Source organism: Loktanella sp. DSM 29012, from assembly GCF_900110705.1.
Lineage (GTDB): Bacteria > Pseudomonadota > Alphaproteobacteria > Rhodobacterales > Rhodobacteraceae > Loktanella > Loktanella gaetbuli.
Genome location: NZ_FOEJ01000001.1, coordinates 359495 through 374923, shown reverse-complemented (window position 1 = coordinate 374923; position 15429 = coordinate 359495). Strand labels below are relative to the sequence as shown.

Below are 15429 nucleotides of genomic sequence, written 5' to 3'. Positions count from 1 at the left end.
AAGAGCCGGGACAGGACCCGGCCCAGAGAATACGTTCAGAATTTTTCAGGGTGCGAGATCGGCGATCCGCAGCGCCCGTGCGCGCGTGTAGATTGCATCCTCTATGCCGCGCCGGACCTCGCGCGATGCAGCCCCGCTGGCAGACCTGACATCCACGACCAAAGACCGCGCATCCAGCGCATTGCTGGTGACGGTTGCAACCACGCGGTAGGACTGCGCGGCACCCGGCGCACGCCCAAACCCATAGACAATTTGTCCGGTCGACTGATTGGCCGATTCCAACGGCAGAAACGACAGAACCTGCAGGCTTGCATTATACAGATACGGGTTTGGCCCGGACGGGGCGGCTGCCGGTGCCGATGCGCCCCCGCCAAAGCCGAGAAACCCGCAACCCGTCAGCGCCACGAACATCAGACTGATTATGGCCTCTCGGCCAGCTCGGATCGCATGAGTCACGTCTAGGCCCCGTCGCGCAATTGGCATTGCCTAATTATGTATCGAAGCCACAAGCCTGTCACAAGCCCGGCCCCGCGATAAGCCCCCCGAAACGAAAAGGGGCGGCCCTTGCGGACCGCCCCCGACTCTCGAATGAGAGTGTGTCGCTTAGAACGTGAAGGACACTGCGACCGTCACACCTTCGTTCACTTCGAAGGAGTTACCGATCTCGTCGTTCGCGCCGGTGTAGTCGTCACCGGTGTCACCGTAGGCTGCGATCAGAGAGGCACCGCCACCCAGGTCGTAGGTTGCTGCGGCATAGGCTTCGTAGTCGTCGCCACCATCACGGTTGTCGATGTAACCAGCGTACATCGTCAGGCCGTTGCCCAGGACGTAGGATGCTTCCAGACCGATTTCTTCGTCGTTACCGTCGTGGAAGTACAGAGCACCGGCCAGCGGGCCGTTCTCGTAGGAGACGCCGATACCGTAGTTGTCGTCGACTGCGGATTCAGCAGAGTAGAATGCCGAAACCGAAACCGGACCGAACGGATAGTCGACCTGCAGACCCAGCGAGTCTTCGTTGCTGGTTTCGTTGCTGGCGTATGCGACTTTGACGTCTGCGCCTGCAAAGGACGTACCAGCGTACAGACCGATGATCTCGTCAACGGTGCCCGGATCGTCGTTGCCAGCTTCTGCTGCGCCGATGATACCGTCGTTGTTGGTGTCAACGGAGGAGAAGTCGACCAGACCGCGGCTGATCTCTTCCTGGTAGGCCATACCGACCACGAAGCCACCAAAGGTGCCTTCGACGCCCAGCGACAGGCCATCCAGGCTGTCCAGTTCGACGTCGGTGTCGACCAGGTCGTTCACGCCGTCAACCAGCAGGAACGAGAGCGACGCTGCGATCGGACCCATTTCCAGGTCGCCGCGCATCACGCCGTCGATGAAGTCGCCTTCGTCAGCGCCATCGTCAACATCGTCGACTTCCAGGAAAGCGTCGTTTTCCATGTTGGTCGTGCCGGCCCAGCGCGTTGCGGCACCGGTTTCGGTGTCACCAACGTACAGAGCAGCGCCCTGGCCTTCGACGAACACGACAAAATCGGATGCGTCGACGGAGATGCCATCGAACGTACCGCCGCCACCGGGAGCGGTCAGGTTGTCGCCTTCTGCGTCACCAAAGCCCAGGTCGATGTCCAGGGTCAGACCAGCGGTCAGGCCCATGTTCATGCCAGCGGAAGTCGTGATCGACAGGCCACCGTCAAAGTAGAAGCCGTTTTCGACTTCTTCGTTGTAGCCGAACTCACCGTCAGCACCAACGACGACGCCCTGCGGGCCCATCCCGGCGAGCGGCTCCATAGCCATATCGCTGGGTGCGGTCGTACCGTCTGCCATCGGCGCCATTGCGCCGTGGCTCTCTGCCATCGCTGCGCCAGCAAAGGCAACCAGCGCGGTCGAGGTAAGAAGGATGCTTTTCATGGATAATTCCCTCGTGTTTGCATTCCCGAATATGCCAGTTGTCCGGCATTGCTGCGTATTTGCGCCTGTTGGGGCCCGCACTCAAGGAAATTGGCCCCGCAGCACGGGGGTCACGGACAAATGATGCACGAGGGACACACAATGCCGACAGCTTCCCATCATGACACTGCCACCGTTCTGTCCTATTTGACCAACGAGGCCGCATCTTTGCCCAGCACAGAGGACATATAGTGACCCTATCCACGATCGAGGACCGCATCACCAAAGCCGCTGAAAAAGCAGGGCGCCCGCGCGCCGACATCACGCTGATCGCTGTCTCAAAGGTCCAGCCTCTCGACCGGGTGGCGCATGTGCTGGATCAGGGACACCGCTGTTTCGGTGAAAACAAGGTGCAGGAGGCGAGCGGGAAATGGCCCGAATTTGCAAAGCATTACACAGATATCGACCTGCACCTGATCGGCCCCCTGCAAAGCAACAAGACCCGCAACGCGATGCAGCTCTTTGATGCGATCCATACAGTCGACCGTCTGAAACTGGCGCAGACCATCGCTCGAATCGCCCAGGAAGAAGGACGGTGTCCCGATCTGTTCATTCAGGTGAACACCGGAGAAGAGGACCAGAAATCCGGCGTGCTGCCTGCCGAGACGGATGATTTTGTCACGGAATGCCGCGCACTGGACCTACCCTTGCGCGGACTGATGTGCATCCCCCCCGTCGATGAGGAACCGTCACTGCATTTCGCATTGCTCGCCAAACTTGCGGCGCGCAACGGGCTGACCGGCCTGTCCATGGGTATGAGCGGCGACTTTGAAAGCGCGATCGCGCTGGGGGCCACGCATATCCGCGTCGGGTCCGCGATCTTTGGTGAGAGGGTCGCGCAAGGATGACCGACACCTACGCCCCGCCACAGGGCCCGTTGGTGGTGCTTCACCATGACCATCAGGTCTTGCTGGTCGACAAACCCGCCGGGTTGCTGTCGGTCCCGGGCAAGGGCCCGCATCTGGCCGACTGCCTCATCGCCCGCGTGCAGTCCGTCTTTCCCGATGCGCTGCTGGTGCACAGACTGGACCGGGATACCTCCGGGGTGATGGTTTTTGCCCTGACGCCCCATGCCCAGCGCCACCTCGGCCTGCAATTCGAGAACAGGCAGACGCGCAAGACCTATGTCGCCCGGGTGCACGGACAGGTGGCCGAGGCCAAGGGCACTGTCGATCTGCCGCTGTGCGTGGATTGGCCGAACCGGCCGCGCCAGATGGTCGACCATGAAAACGGCCGCGCCGCCGTGACTGACTGGCGCCGGCTGAAACGCGGGAGTGACGAAACCCGCATGCGCCTGATGCCAAAGACTGGCCGGTCCCACCAACTGCGGGTGCATATGTTGGCCATCGGCCATCCGATTCTGGGCGATCCGTTTTACGCAACAGGCGCTGCGCTGGATCACCCGCGCCTGATGCTGCACAGCGAATCACTGGCTTTCCGTCATCCGGACGGTGGCTTGCCGGTCAAGGTTTCCGCCAAGCCACCGTTCTGATCTCCCGATTTTTCGCGAAAAATCGGCCCTGTCAGAGTTTTCGCGAAAACTCTGCCTGCGGTCAGTCCGTCGACCAGCCGCTGATCGCCTTGACCTCGAGAAACTCCTCGATGCCCCAGACACCACCCTCACGTGCACGTCCCGACATTTTCATCCCGCCAAATGGGCTGCCCGCCGCACGCGAGGTGCCGTTCATCTCGACCATGCCCGATTTCAACGCCAGCGCCATACGGTTACGCTTGGCCCCGTCTTCGGACTGCACGTAGTTGGTCAATCCGTAGGGTGTGTCATTTGCGATGCGCACCGCATCGGCCTCATCCTTGAATGGAATGATCGACAGCACCGGGCCAAAGATTTCCTGCTGCGCGATATCCATGTCATTGCGCACGTCAGCGAAAACGGTCGGTCGAACATAGTAGCCGCGGTTGACACCTTCCGGCAGACCGGGACCACCGGCCACGAGGCGTGCACCCTCGGCAATCCCGCGTTCGATCATGCCCTGGATCTTGTCCCACTGCGATTTGTTCACGACGGGTCCGATGTGTCGACCATCCTCGGCGGTGGGGCCGACCTTGATGCCCTGAGCGATCTCGGCGGCCTCTGCCACCGTCTGGTCATAGATCGATTCCTCGACCAGCATCCGTGTCGGCGCGTTGCAGGACTGACCGGAATTCTGCATGCAATGCAGCACGCCTTGCTTGACCGCCTTGGGCCCTGCATCGGCAAAGATCACGTTGGCGCCCTTGCCGCCCAGCTCCAGCGTCACCCGCTTGAGCGTGTCTGCCGCCGCCTTGGAAATCGCGATGCCCGCACGGGTCGACCCGGTAAAACTGATCATCGACACGTCCGGATGCGATGACAGCTGCGCACCGACACCCGCGCCGTCACCGTTCACCAGATTGAACACGCCCGCAGGCACACCGGCATCATGAACGAACTCTGCGAACAGCATTGACGACAGCGGGGCTTCTTCGCTGGGTTTCAGCACGACGGTGCAGCCGGCCAACAGCGCCGGAATCACCTTGAGCGTGACCTGGTTCATCGGCCAGTTCCATGGCGTGATCAGCCCGACCACGCCGATGGGTTCCAGCACGATCCGGTCGTTGGGCGCATGATCCCCCAATGGGCGGGACCAGTCGATCTGATCCATCGCATCCAGAAAATTTTTCAGGTGCCAGGACAGGCAGGGGGCCTGGCTTTCGCGGGCCAGCTTGATGGGTGCACCCATCTCGGCGCGGATCGCCTCGGCCATCTCGTCCTTGCGGGCGCGGTATTGATCCAGGATCGCTGCGCAATATTCCGCCCGCTTTGCCGGTTCCAGCGCGGCCCAGCCCGGAAAGGCGGCGGTTGCCGCAATCACGGCGGCATCGGTGTCGCGTTGATCGCCCAATGAAATGACGGCGCATGGTTCTTCGGTCGCGGGGTCAATAACCTCGCAATCACGGGGGGCAGCAGGCCCCATCCAACGTCCGTCGATATAGAATTCGCGTTTGTCCAGCATGACAGGCTCCTGTGGGATTTGAGGCGAGAGTGTCACTGCCGGTCGCGCCCCGCAAGCGTTGGAAACCCCGACGTGAATGTCTATGTGATGGGCAACCAATCATCGCACAAGGACATCACGACATGGCACTGCGCATCAACGACACGATCCCCGACCTGACCGTCGAAACCGATCACGGACCGATCAGCCTGCACGATTTCGTCGGCGACAAATGGACCATCCTGTTTTCCCACCCCAAGGATTTCACGCCTGTCTGCACCACCGAATTCGGTGCGGTCGCACAACTGGCCGACGAATGGGCGAAACGCGACACCAACGTGCTGGGCATAAGTGTCGACGGTGTGGAGGACCACAAGAAGTGGAAAAAGGACATTGAGACAGCCAGCGGTGCTAATCCTGGCTTTCCGATCGTCGCCGACACCGATCTGGCCTTGTCCAAGGCCTTCGACATGCTCCCGGCCGAGGCCTATCTGCCTGACGGACGCACGCCGAACGACACCGCCACCGTGCGCGCCGTTTTCATTGTCGGCCCCGACAAGAAGCTGAAGCTGTCGATGGTCTATCCGATGAATGTCGGCCGCAACTTTGCCGAGGTGTTGCGCGCACTGGACGGTCTGCAGACCGCCGCCAAGAACGGTGTAGCGACGCCTGCCAACTGGAACGTGGGCGACGACGTGATCATCCCGGCCACCGTGTCGGATGCGGACGCAAAGGCAAAATTCGGCGAATTCACCACCGTATTGCCCTACCTGCGCAAGACCGCGCTCAAGGCTGACTGACCCATGTCACGGCGCTGGCTGAAACTGGATACCGGCGTCGTGCAACATTTCGACAGGGCCCTCGGGGCCCTGTCGGACACCGTGCAGACCGGGACCGGGGCGACGCTGCGGGCCCTGCACGGCACGCAGGGCTGGCGCGGCGTGCTGGTCGCGTTGTGCTGCGCCATACGCGATCCCGCCCATGATCTTGTTGCGGGCAATCTGACGCGCAAACAAATCCGGTTGCCCGCGGTATTCGGGAACCGGGTCATCGGGGGGGCGTACGGCTGGCTCAAGGCGGTCGAGGCCCGACTGCTTGAATACCGGCTTGCGGCGCAATTATCGGACGATCCCGACAGGGCGGCGCTGATCTATAACGGATCGCTGTTTCCCGAATCCGTGCTGGCCAGCGTGGCGGACCGCCTGAACCGCGAACGTCTGTTCATCGAGGCCGGGTTTTTCCCCGGCACGCTGCAAATCGACCCGCGCGGGCTGAATGCCGCCAACAGCGTGCCGCGCGATCCTGCCTTCTACCTGAACAGCGACACCGATTTTGCAGCACCTGGATTGCCTGACCTGTTGAACCAGCGGGCGACCAAGGCCAAAGGGCCCGACCCGATCACGTTGCCGGAGTCCTATATCTTTGTCGCGTTTCAGGTCCCGTCGGACATGCAGGTCACGCTGCATTCACCATGGGTGCGCGACATGCACCAGTTCTACAACGTCATCCGCGATGCCGCCGAACGGCAACCGGACCGGGTTTTCGTCATCAAGGAACATCCCAGTTTTCCACTGTCCGTGCAGGGTGACATCACCCCACATCCGCGGGTGATCTTTGCCAATACCAACGTGACCCGGGACCTAATTCTGGGGGCACAGGCCGTTATCACGCTGAATTCGACAGTCGGACTGGAAGCCGTGCTGATGGACCGCCCCGTCATCATTCTGGCCGATGCCTGCTATGATATCGACGGGCTTGTCTTGCGCGCGCGCAATGCACAGGACCTTGACCATGCAATCAAGCGGACAACAGACTGGATGCCTGACGCGGCATTGCGGCGGCAGGTTCTGGGCTGGCTATGGAATCACTATCTGGTTCATGCCCGCTATGACGACCTGCCATCCGATCTGGGCGACAGGCTGGACCGACAGTTGAACCGTTCCGACCTCTAGAACAGATAAACGCGGGTGCCGACCGGCACCAAGTCATACAATTCGGCAACATGGTCGTTGCGCAGACGCACGCAACCGGATGAAAACGCCTGGCCGATGCTGTCATGCAACGGCGTGCCGTGAATGCGATAGAATGTGTCACCGCGATGATCGTGCAGATACAGCGCCCGTGCGCCCATCGCATTGCGCGGATGCCCACCCGGCAGACCCGCGACATAGGGGCCGTAAACCTCGGGTTCCTTGCGGATCATGTCGGGGGTCGGCCGCCAGCTGGGCCATTCAGCCTTGTGGGCGATGGTCAGCACGCCGCGATAATTACGCCCCTCGGCCCCGGTCGCGATGCCGTAACGACGCGCGCGACCATCCCCCAACGTCCAGAACAAAAAGAATTCCTTTTGCACAACATGGATTTCGCCGGCGGGCAAATCAGGGTTCACATCAACGATCTGCGGCCGAAATTTGCGCGGCAATCGTGGGTAGGACGTGGCGGTGTTCGCAAGCGCAGGAGCAGCCAAGGGCAGCGCGGCGGCGGCGGCGACAAAGGAACGTCGGGTCAACATGACAGGGCACCTGCGGTCAAGGAATCGTGCATCAACAATACCATTCTAAATACACCATTGCGCCGTGATTATGACCAATGACCGTCAACAATCGGATAATCGAAATGGCGATGCGGATGCATCACACAGATGCGCTGGCACCTACGGTTTGACGCTGCGCGCCTTGATCATCGCGACACCGCTTTCACCCAATGGCACCACGGCAAAGGGACCACCGTGGCACATATCCTCGGGGTTTTGCGGGTCCATCGGCGCGGCGTTCGGCAGGATGTCCGGGGCATAGCTCTCTGCGTTGTCCTGGGGACGATACCCCAGGAACGACGCGCGGGCGTTGCTGACCGGTGCACGGTCATTGTTCGACACGCCCCAGACGACGCTGAAGCCGGTCGTGGGCGAGGTGATCGCGGCCTGCACCATGCGAATGAGGTCGGGATAGGACAACCAGCTGCCCAGCGCGCGCGCGTTTGCGGGTTCCGGCTGACAGGACAGGATGCGCATGCAGACGGACTCGATCCCGCGCTTGTCCCAGTAGAGGCTGGCCAGATCTTCGGCAAAGCATTTGGCCAGACCGTAATAGGTATCTGGCCTGTGGCGTTCGGTGCCGTCCAGATTTTCGGTCTTGGCGTGCATGCCGACGGCATGAATCGAAGAGGCATAGACCACACGGCGGACGCCCTGACGGTAGGCCGCTTCCCAGACGGTAAAAGCGCCGACAATATTTGAATTGAGGATCTCGTCCCAAGGTGCCTCATCCCCGATCGCGCCGAAATGCACGACCATGTCCGCACCTTCCAGCAGGGGTTCGACCTGATCCAACCGCCCCAGATCGGCGGGCATGTAGGTCTCGTTCGGTTGGCAGCCGTCCAGCGCGGGTGCGATGTCGGTGCTGATCAGCACCTCGCACATCTGCGCAAGCGGGGCGCGCAGCACGCCGCCCAGATTTCCGGCAGCCCCGGTCAGGACGATCTTTTTCAACATGGTATTTCCCTAAATCACGGCTTTTTCGATGATCGGTGTATTTGTGGCGACACGGGCGTAGCCCAGCGGCGACAGATCCAGCGTCCGGTATGACCCCTGCGTGATCCATTCCGCAAGCCCGTTCCCGATGGCAGGCGATTGCTGCAACCCGTGGCCGGAAAACCCGTTGGCAAAAACAAAATTGCCCACCTGCGGATGCGGCCCGACGACCGCATTCTGATCCAGCGTGTTATAGTCGTAGTGGCCGACCCATTCGTTCATGATCCTCACCCGCTCGAACGCCGGGATGCGGGTTGCGATCGCAGGCCAGACCTTGTCCTGCCACAGGCTGTGGTCAAACCCGAAGTCATCAGGATCGACCGGTGGATCATCGTCAGGCGGACTGCCCGCCAGATAATAGGCACCGTCTTGGCGCACATGAACACCCGATGGATCGATTGTCAGCGGCAGCGCACGATCCAACGGGGTTTCTGCCTTGAAAACATAGCTGTAGCGCTTGCGCGGCTCTACCGGCAACGCCAGCCCCGCCATGGCCGCGACCGTTGATCCGCGGGTGCCGGCGCAATTCACCAGCCAATCGCACCCAATCCGACCATGGGCCTGCAATTGCGCGTGGGTGATCTTGTCCGCGGTGCGGTCCAGACCGACGACTGTATCCGCGACATAGGTCACGCCCTTTTGCCGGGCACCCCGTTTCCACCAGTCGAATAATGTGCCGCCGTCGAAATATCCCTCGTCGACGGTGTTATGGTTGCCCGCGATGATGTCGTCCAAGGCATAGAACGGATAGGCCGCAGCGATCTGGTCGGCCGTCATGTGGCGTGTCGCGGCCCCGTTGGCCGCCTGCATCTGTTGCACCTCGCGCAGCGTTGCCGCGAAACCCGGTGTATCCGCAAGATACATGTATCCAAAGCTGTGCAGCGCCAGATGCGGCACCGTATCGCCCAGCCCCATCCGCGTCCGAAAATCACGAATATAGGCCGCGCCAAACTGACTGATCCGCACGTTCAGCGGATCGGAAAACTGCAGCCGAATGCAAGAATTGGTCAACGATGTCGCAGCCCGCGCATAGGTCGGGTCCCGTTCCACCACCAGGATGCGGCCGTCGAAATCGGGATCTGACGCCAGAAACCAGGCCACGGCCGACCCATAGATCGCACCCCCGACAATCACCACATCGTAATATGGGTGCAGCGTCATACGGCGATCCTGGCTCCGGCGTCCTGCATCGCGGTCAGGGCTGCATCGCGTGACCCGTTCATGTCGATTGCGCGGGTCAGATCCTCACGCACGGTGACATCGAACCCCAGCCGGGCGGCGTCCACAGCCGAGTAATTCACACAGAAATCCAGTGCCAGGCCCACCATCGTCAGCCGGGTGATCCCGCGCGATTTCAGGTAACCCTCCAGCCCCGTCGGTGTGGTCTGGTCGTTCTCGAAGAATGCGGAATAGCTGTCGATGGCCGGGTTGTAACCCTTGCGGATGATCAGATCCCCGTCCGTGCGCAGATCGGGATGAAAAGCGGCCCCGGCCGTGCCTTGGACGCAGTGATCGGGCCACAGGACCTGCGGACCATAGGGCATGGTGATCAGGTCCATCGGGGCCTGACCGGGATGACTGGACGCGAACGACGAATGCCCCGCCGGATGCCAGTCCTGCGTCAGGATCACGGTGCTGAAATCGTCCATCAGTGCATTGATACCGGTGACGACGTCATCCCCGCCAGAAACCGCCAGCGCACCGCCCGGACAGAAATCATTTTGCACATCAATCACGATCAGGGCGCTGGTCATCGGTCATCCTCTCCTTGCTGCCCCTAGGGTTAGGCCTGCCGTCTGGTTCGGTCAATCGCTGTCCGGTGCCGACTTGTCAGGCACCAGGGTTTCGCCTATCCGGCGCGTCCCGCAACAGGAGACTGCGATGCCCACCCTTGGAATCGATTTCGGCACATCAAACACTGCCGCAGCCCTGATGGCAGGTGACGCCGTGTTCCGCGTCCCCGTCGAGGCAGGCAAGACCACGCTGCCGACGACCGTTTTCTTTGACATGGCGCGCCACCAGATGCTGACCGGTTCTGCGGCCAATGCGGCCTTGATCGGCGGGCGCGAAGGCCGGTTCATGCGGGCGCTGAAATCCGTTCTTGGCACGCCGTTGATGCGCGAAACCCGGCAAATCGGCTATCAGCGCATGACGCTGCTGGGTGTGGTCGCGGATTTCCTGCGCCACGTAAAGGCCGCGGCCGAGGAATCGACCTATCTGACCTTTGACACCGCGCTGTCGGGGCGGCCTGTCCGGTTTCACCATGATCCCGAACGCCATGCCCGCGCGCTTGCCGATCTGACCGAAGCCTACCACATGGCCGGGTTCGACGCTGTTGATTTTCTGCCTGAGCCAGAGGCCGCCGCCCTGACTGCCGATCCGCTACCACCCGGCGAGCTGGGTCTGGTCGTCGACATCGGCGGCGGCACATCGGATTTCACGCTGTTTCGGCAGAACGCGGACGGCATAGAGATCCTGAACAGTCACGGCGTGCGCATCGGTGGCACCGATTTCGACCGTTTGCTGTCGCTGGCCCATGTCATGCCGCTGCTGGGCCGTGGTGGTGACGTGCGCGACGTGTTTGGCAACGGCACCTCGACCGCACCCAATGCAATTTACAACGACCTCGCCACCTGGGAAAAAATCGCGTTTCTCTACGCGCCGGAAACGCGGCGTCTGGTGGCGGATCTTGCCAAACAGGGCGTGGACCAGACCGCCTTTGCCCGCCTGTCAGAGGTGATCGAGATGGAGCTGGGCCACGACATCGCCTTTGCGGTCGAGGACGGCAAGATCGCGGCAAACACGCACGACGCGGCCCGCATCGACCTCGCCCCGCTGGAAAAAGGCCTGGCGGTGCCGCTGCATGGTGCAGCACTGGCCAATACCCTGTCCGATCCGGTGGCCGAGGTGCGTCAGGCAGCGCGCGACGCATTGGGCGACACCGACCCTGACCAGATCGCGGCACTTGTTTTCGTGGGCGGCTCTTCGCTGATGGGTGTGCTGACGCAGGCGTTGGCGCAGGACTTTCCGCGCGCCAGGCTGGACCGGGGTTCCGCATTTACGGCCGTATCCGATGGATTGGCACACGCCGCTGCACGCGCCTGAGGGTTGCCGCCCGTTTCGCGCGGGCGTATGCGAAGAAACATGTTTACTGTCGCCGCACTCTATCATTTCACGCGCTTTGCCGATCCCGCCGCCTTGCGTGGGCCGTTGCTGGACACTTGTCAGGCGCATGGCATCAGCGGCACGCTGCTGCTGGCAGGCGAGGGGATCAACGGCACGATCGCAGGAACGCGCGCCGGGATCGACGCTGTTCTGGCCCATATCCGCACCCTGCCCGGCTGCGCGGACCTTGCGCGCAAGGAAAGCCACGCCACGGAACAGCCCTTCAACCGGATGAAGGTCAGGCTCAAGTGTGAGATCGTCACCATGGGCCAACCGGATGTGAACCCTGCCGAGGGGACAGGCACATATGTTACCCCGGCTGACTGGAACGCCTTGATTCAATCCGATGATGTGGCCGTGATCGACACCCGCAACGACTACGAGGTCGCGATCGGCACCTTTGACGGGGCCATTGATCCGCAGACCCGCAGCTTTGGCGAATTCCCTGCATGGTGGGAAGCGAACAAGCACCGTTTCCACAACAAGCGAATCGCGATGTTCTGCACAGGCGGCATCCGCTGCGAAAAATCGACGAACTACCTGCGCCAGCAAGGCGTCGAGGACGTTTATCACCTGCAGGGCGGCATCCTGAAATATCTCGAAGAGGTGCCGCAGGATCAAAGCACCTGGAACGGGTCCTGTTTCGTCTTTGACGGGCGGGTCAGCGTCGGCCACGGATTGGCCGAGGGCCCGCATGTGCTGTGCCACGCCTGCCGCCGCCCGCTGGAACCGGCGGACACGCAACTGCCGTCATTCGAGGAAGGCGTCGCCTGCCACCACTGCGTCGACGAAACCACCCCCGAGGACAAGGAACGGTTTCGCGAACGCCAACGCCAGATTGCCCTCGCCCGCGCGCGGGGCGAACGACATATCGGCAGCCTCTAGGTGCGGATCCGGCAGCATCAGGACATCGGCCTTGCGCTGCTGATCGGGGTAATTTCCGGGTTCATCGGCTGGATGGTCAACATGCCGTTGCCGTGGATGCTGGGACCAATGATCGGCACCACGCTTGCGGCCATTATGGGGCTACCCGTGCGCGGACCCGGTCAACTGCGCACCATCGTCATTCCCGTGATCGGCGTCTTGCTGGGCAGTGCGATCACCCCTGACCTGTTCGACCGTCTTGGCAGCTGGACACTGACGATCCTGCTGTTGCCATTCTTTCTGGCGCTCGCCGCCGGTGTTTCCATCGTCGTCTACCGCAGGCTGGGCGGCTACGATCCCGTCACCGCCTTTTATGCGGCCATGCCGGGCGGACTGAACGAAATGCTGATCCTGGGCGAGGCCGCCGGCGGCGACACCCGCAAGATCGCGCTGGCGCACGCCGCCCGCATCCTGATCGTGGTGACGCTAGTAGTGATGTATTTCGGCTACGTGCTGGGTGTGCGGTCCGGCACCGACGGGCGCGGCATCGTCCCGCTCAGCGCAATCACCCTGACCAACGGCCTGATCCTTTTGGGTTGCGCCGTGCTGGGCGTCTACGGCGGCCGCCTGCTGCGCCTGCCCGCTGCGACCGTATTCGGACCGATGATCCTGTCAGGTATCGTGCATCTGGTCGGCTGGGTCGAAATCGCCCCACCGACCGTTCTGGTCATCGTGGCCCAGATCGTGATCGGCACGATCATCGGCGCGCGGTTCGTGGGGTCCAGTCCGCGCCAGATCGGGCGTGATCTGTGGATCGCGACGGTCGCATCGGTGGCCATGCTCGTTGTGGCACTGGGCTTTGCCGAAGTGATCGCGCTGTCGCAGGGTATCCCGCTGTCCCAGGCATTCCTCGCTTATTCGCCGGGCGGACTGACGGAAATGTCGCTGCTGACGCTGGCACTGGGACAGGACATTGCTTTTGTCTCTGTCATGCACATCGTTCGCATCACGCTGGTTATCGCTATTGCGCCCGCGACCTTTCAGTTCTTGATGCGCCGAAAACGCTAGGCGCGACCGCTTTGCAGCATCGGCTGACTAGGCTAGAATCAGTCTGCACATTTCCGGGGGTCCCATGCTAGAACGTCTTTTGTCATTGTTTCATCCCGGTACCACGGTCACGCCGCTGCCAAAGGCGGATGAACAGCACGCGCTGGGGGCACTGTTGGTGCGCGCGGCCAAGATCGACCGGGCCTATCTGTTCGAAGAGGTCGAGGAGATCGACCACGTGCTGGCCGCGCTTTATGACCTGAACCCGGTCGAGGCGGCCAAGATGCGCGCCCGTTGCGAAAAGCTCGAATCCGCGATGCCCAACACAGCCGAACTGGCCGAGGTTCTGCACCAGCACATCAGCGATGATCACCTGGAGAACGCCGTGCGCGCGCTGTGGTCCGTCGTCTTTTCCGATGGAAACGAGGCGGCCGCCGAAGACGCCCTGTTGCACGAAATCGAGGCGATCCTGGGCGTGTCCCCCGAACGCGCGCGTGAATTGCACGACGAGGAAATGGCCAAATCAGGACGGTTTCCGTCCTGATACCTTATGTTGATGACGATTGGTGGGTCTGGCCAGGAAGCGGCACGCCAGCGATGAGATCCTCGATCATCACCGAAATCAACTCTGCGCGGTTGGATACTCCGGCCTTGCGATAGATTGCAGCGCATTGCGCTTTGACCGTGCCATTGGCCGTTTCACGCAATGCGGCGATTTCAGAGACGGACAGGCCCTTGACCGACATCAGCGCGACATCGCGCTCTGCCGGAGACAGGCCCCACTGCGCGAAATTTTCCTGCATCATTTGTGAAAATGCGCCAGTGGCGGCACCCAGCTCCCGCTCAATCCTGCGATTGCGGTTGATCAGGTGCAGATACTCACGAAACCTGACTGCGATGCTCAGACACAGTCCCAGAACGCTCAATGTTTCAACGAGGGTGTGAAAGTCGGGCGAAGACATCTCTGAGAGGATGTCGATCGTAAAAAGGCCCAGACAGACCAGCTGCAAAACGGCGGCCCCCAGGAAAAGGACGCGTCGGGATCGTGAATTAGGGTTCAGCACCTGTTTCATGCGCGTCCTTGTGGCCATGGACCATGGACGCCACAAGGTTTTCACGGTGGCGCCAACTTGCAGTTACCACACCCACCAGATGCATGGCGACCAGAATGAGCAAGCCGTTCACAAGTCCTTCGTGCCAATGCTCGACCCACGAGACACCGAAATAGGCATCCATCCCCATCATGATCCCCGTGGTGCAGATGCCCGCCAACGTCAGCAACAGCGCCACAATCATTGCGGCACCCGCGGGGTTGTGACCCAGATGACGGCGTTCGGTTCCTGCAACCATCGCGCGCAGATAGGCCAGCACCGTGCGGGGTCCCTTGATGAAATCGGTAAACCGCGCGTGGCGCGATCCCACCAGCCCCCAGATCAGGCGAAACGCAATCAATCCGATCACGCAGTAGCCAAGCCAGCGGTGGAGTGAGCGGGGATCGACGAACAGCCACGCGCCCGCCACGCAGGTCAGCAGTGACCAATGAAAGAGGCGCACCCCGATATCCCAGACCCGGACGGTCCCGTGCTGTTCAGACATAGCGGCCATGGTGCGCCTCCTTTCGTGGTTCAGCGGTTATGCGTCGATACGTTCCAGCTCTTCGCCCGTGGTCGGGTCAAAGAAAACTTCCATGTTGGTGCCGTCCAGCGAGCCGTAGATTTCGTAGCAGTCGCCGCCGTTGATCTTGAACGCCTTTACGACGCCGCCTTCTTCCTCGAATGCCTTGACGGCCTCCCAGACGGGGGCTGCGGCACCGTCGGCGGCGGGGGTGCAGGACGGCTCTGCCAGCGCCGCCGTAGCGGACAGGGCGATCAGGGCGGTCAGTGTTGCGATCTTTTTCATGGG

General features: G+C 61.7%; 18 protein-coding genes. 8 read left to right on the top strand and 10 right to left on the bottom strand.

The annotated features are described in order from the left end of the window. Nucleotides 1-45: 45 nt before the first annotated feature. Together BMX27_RS01860 and BMX27_RS01855 are read right to left on the bottom strand one after the other, a co-directional pair. Nucleotides 46-456, bottom strand: a complete 411-nt coding sequence (locus BMX27_RS01860) for a DUF3576 domain-containing protein (protein WP_177172622.1) — start codon at nt 454-456, stop codon at nt 46-48. A gap of 147 nt (nt 457-603) precedes the next feature. Further along, on the bottom strand, nt 604-1911 hold the full coding sequence (locus tag BMX27_RS01855; RefSeq protein WP_090158205.1) for a porin: 1308 nt from the start codon (nt 1909-1911) through the stop codon (nt 604-606). A gap of 230 nt (nt 1912-2141) precedes the next feature. On the opposite strand from BMX27_RS01855, the gene BMX27_RS01850 reads away from it, so the two are divergent. Beyond that, nucleotides 2142-2798, top strand: coding sequence for a YggS family pyridoxal phosphate-dependent enzyme (locus tag BMX27_RS01850; RefSeq protein WP_090158204.1), 657 nt, complete (start codon nt 2142-2144; stop codon nt 2796-2798). After that, nucleotides 2795-3442: a pseudouridine synthase gene (locus BMX27_RS01845; RefSeq protein ID WP_090158203.1), complete on the top strand. Its 648-nt coding sequence runs from the start codon at nt 2795-2797 to the stop codon at nt 3440-3442. Before BMX27_RS01850 ends, BMX27_RS01845 begins: the two co-directional genes overlap by 4 nt. 61 nt (nt 3443-3503) lie before the next feature. On the opposite strand, the gene BMX27_RS01840 is transcribed toward BMX27_RS01845, so the two are convergent. After that, nucleotides 3504-4943, bottom strand: a complete 1440-nt coding sequence (locus BMX27_RS01840) for an aldehyde dehydrogenase family protein (protein ID WP_090158202.1) — start codon at nt 4941-4943, stop codon at nt 3504-3506. A gap of 122 nt (nt 4944-5065) precedes the next feature. Between BMX27_RS01840 and BMX27_RS01835 the strand changes: the two genes are divergently transcribed. Both BMX27_RS01835 and BMX27_RS01830 read left to right on the top strand, forming a co-directional pair. Continuing rightward, nucleotides 5066-5722, top strand: a complete 657-nt coding sequence (locus BMX27_RS01835) for a peroxiredoxin (protein ID WP_056030184.1) — start codon at nt 5066-5068, stop codon at nt 5720-5722. Nucleotides 5723-5725: 3 nt separating this feature from the next. Continuing rightward, nucleotides 5726-6874 carry a capsular polysaccharide export protein, LipB/KpsS family gene (locus BMX27_RS01830; RefSeq protein ID WP_090158201.1) on the top strand — a complete coding sequence of 383 codons (1149 nt, stop codon included), beginning with the start codon at nt 5726-5728 and terminating at the stop codon, nt 6872-6874. On the opposite strand, the gene BMX27_RS01825 is transcribed toward BMX27_RS01830, so the two are convergent. The 4 genes from BMX27_RS01825 to pncA all read right to left on the bottom strand — a co-directional run bounded on the left by BMX27_RS01825 (nt 6871) and on the right by pncA (nt 10205). Then, nucleotides 6871-7434 (bottom strand): L,D-transpeptidase, encoded by a 564-nt coding sequence (locus BMX27_RS01825; RefSeq protein ID WP_090158200.1) that lies wholly within the window; start codon nt 7432-7434, stop codon nt 6871-6873. The genes BMX27_RS01830 and BMX27_RS01825 overlap by 4 nt on opposite strands. A 141-nt stretch (nt 7435-7575) precedes the next feature. Continuing rightward, nucleotides 7576-8409 (bottom strand): NAD-dependent epimerase/dehydratase family protein, encoded by an 834-nt coding sequence (locus BMX27_RS01820; RefSeq protein WP_090158712.1) that lies wholly within the window; start codon nt 8407-8409, stop codon nt 7576-7578. A 12-nt stretch (nt 8410-8421) separates the two neighbouring features. Beyond that, complete coding sequence (locus tag BMX27_RS01815; RefSeq protein ID WP_090158199.1) at nt 8422-9612, bottom strand: NAD(P)/FAD-dependent oxidoreductase; 1191 nt, start codon at nt 9610-9612, stop codon at nt 8422-8424. After that, nucleotides 9609-10205, bottom strand: coding sequence for a bifunctional nicotinamidase/pyrazinamidase (gene pncA / locus BMX27_RS01810; RefSeq protein ID WP_090158198.1), 597 nt, complete (start codon nt 10203-10205; stop codon nt 9609-9611). The genes BMX27_RS01815 and pncA overlap by 4 nt, the downstream gene beginning before the upstream one ends. A gap of 127 nt (nt 10206-10332) precedes the next feature. Here pncA and BMX27_RS01805 point away from each other — a divergent pair, with 127 nt between their 5' ends. The 4 genes from BMX27_RS01805 to BMX27_RS01790 all read left to right on the top strand — a co-directional run bounded on the left by BMX27_RS01805 (nt 10333) and on the right by BMX27_RS01790 (nt 14071). Continuing rightward, nucleotides 10333-11556 (top strand): Hsp70 family protein, encoded by a 1224-nt coding sequence (locus BMX27_RS01805; protein ID WP_090158197.1) that lies wholly within the window; start codon nt 10333-10335, stop codon nt 11554-11556. Nucleotides 11557-11595: 39 nt separating this feature from the next. Continuing rightward, nucleotides 11596-12501, top strand: a complete 906-nt coding sequence (locus BMX27_RS01800; RefSeq protein ID WP_090158196.1) for an oxygen-dependent tRNA uridine(34) hydroxylase TrhO — start codon at nt 11596-11598, stop codon at nt 12499-12501. Next, complete coding sequence (locus tag BMX27_RS01795) at nt 12502-13548, top strand: AbrB family transcriptional regulator (protein ID WP_256212359.1); 1047 nt, start codon at nt 12502-12504, stop codon at nt 13546-13548. Nucleotides 13549-13612: 64 nt separating this feature from the next. Continuing rightward, nucleotides 13613-14071, top strand: coding sequence for a tellurite resistance TerB family protein (locus tag BMX27_RS01790; protein WP_090158195.1), 459 nt, complete (start codon nt 13613-13615; stop codon nt 14069-14071). Nucleotides 14072-14075: 4 nt separating this feature from the next. Here the strand turns inward: BMX27_RS01790 and BMX27_RS01785 are convergent, their stop codons facing one another. Genes BMX27_RS01785 through BMX27_RS01775 form a run of 3 tightly spaced genes read right to left on the bottom strand, consistent with a single transcriptional unit; the run spans nt 14076 to nt 15426 of the window. After that, complete coding sequence (locus BMX27_RS01785) at nt 14076-14600, bottom strand: response regulator transcription factor (RefSeq protein ID WP_177172621.1); 525 nt, start codon at nt 14598-14600, stop codon at nt 14076-14078. Continuing rightward, nucleotides 14578-15132, bottom strand: coding sequence for a cytochrome b/b6 domain-containing protein (locus BMX27_RS01780; RefSeq protein ID WP_218144640.1), 555 nt, complete (start codon nt 15130-15132; stop codon nt 14578-14580). Before BMX27_RS01780 ends, BMX27_RS01785 begins: the two co-directional genes overlap by 23 nt. Before the next feature lie 27 nt (nt 15133-15159). Next, nucleotides 15160-15426 (bottom strand): PepSY domain-containing protein, encoded by a 267-nt coding sequence (locus tag BMX27_RS01775; protein WP_090158193.1) that lies wholly within the window; start codon nt 15424-15426, stop codon nt 15160-15162. Between the last annotated feature and the right edge of the window lie 3 nt (nt 15427-15429).

Coding starts and splice junctions, on each gene's coding strand:
- BMX27_RS01790 (WP_090158195.1), top strand. CDS start 13,613: ATGCTAGAACGTCTTTTGTCATTGTTTCATCCCGGTACCACGGTCACG.
- BMX27_RS01785 (WP_177172621.1), bottom strand. CDS start 14,600: ATGAAACAGGTGCTGAACCCTAATTCACGATCCCGACGCGTCCTTTTC.
- BMX27_RS01800 (WP_090158196.1), top strand. CDS start 11,596: ATGTTTACTGTCGCCGCACTCTATCATTTCACGCGCTTTGCCGATCCC.
- BMX27_RS01845 (WP_090158203.1), top strand. CDS start 2,795: ATGACCGACACCTACGCCCCGCCACAGGGCCCGTTGGTGGTGCTTCAC.
- BMX27_RS01855 (WP_090158205.1), bottom strand. CDS start 1,911: ATGAAAAGCATCCTTCTTACCTCGACCGCGCTGGTTGCCTTTGCTGGC.
- BMX27_RS01835 (WP_056030184.1), top strand. CDS start 5,066: ATGGCACTGCGCATCAACGACACGATCCCCGACCTGACCGTCGAAACC.
- BMX27_RS01840 (WP_090158202.1), bottom strand. CDS start 4,943: ATGCTGGACAAACGCGAATTCTATATCGACGGACGTTGGATGGGGCCT.
- pncA (WP_090158198.1), bottom strand. CDS start 10,205: ATGACCAGCGCCCTGATCGTGATTGATGTGCAAAATGATTTCTGTCCG.
- BMX27_RS01775 (WP_090158193.1), bottom strand. CDS start 15,426: ATGAAAAAGATCGCAACACTGACCGCCCTGATCGCCCTGTCCGCTACG.
- BMX27_RS01815 (WP_090158199.1), bottom strand. CDS start 9,612: ATGACGCTGCACCCATATTACGATGTGGTGATTGTCGGGGGTGCGATC.
- BMX27_RS01830 (WP_090158201.1), top strand. CDS start 5,726: ATGTCACGGCGCTGGCTGAAACTGGATACCGGCGTCGTGCAACATTTC.
- BMX27_RS01780 (WP_218144640.1), bottom strand. CDS start 15,132: ATGGCCGCTATGTCTGAACAGCACGGGACCGTCCGGGTCTGGGATATC.
- BMX27_RS01825 (WP_090158200.1), bottom strand. CDS start 7,434: ATGTTGACCCGACGTTCCTTTGTCGCCGCCGCCGCCGCGCTGCCCTTG.
- BMX27_RS01805 (WP_090158197.1), top strand. CDS start 10,333: ATGCCCACCCTTGGAATCGATTTCGGCACATCAAACACTGCCGCAGCC.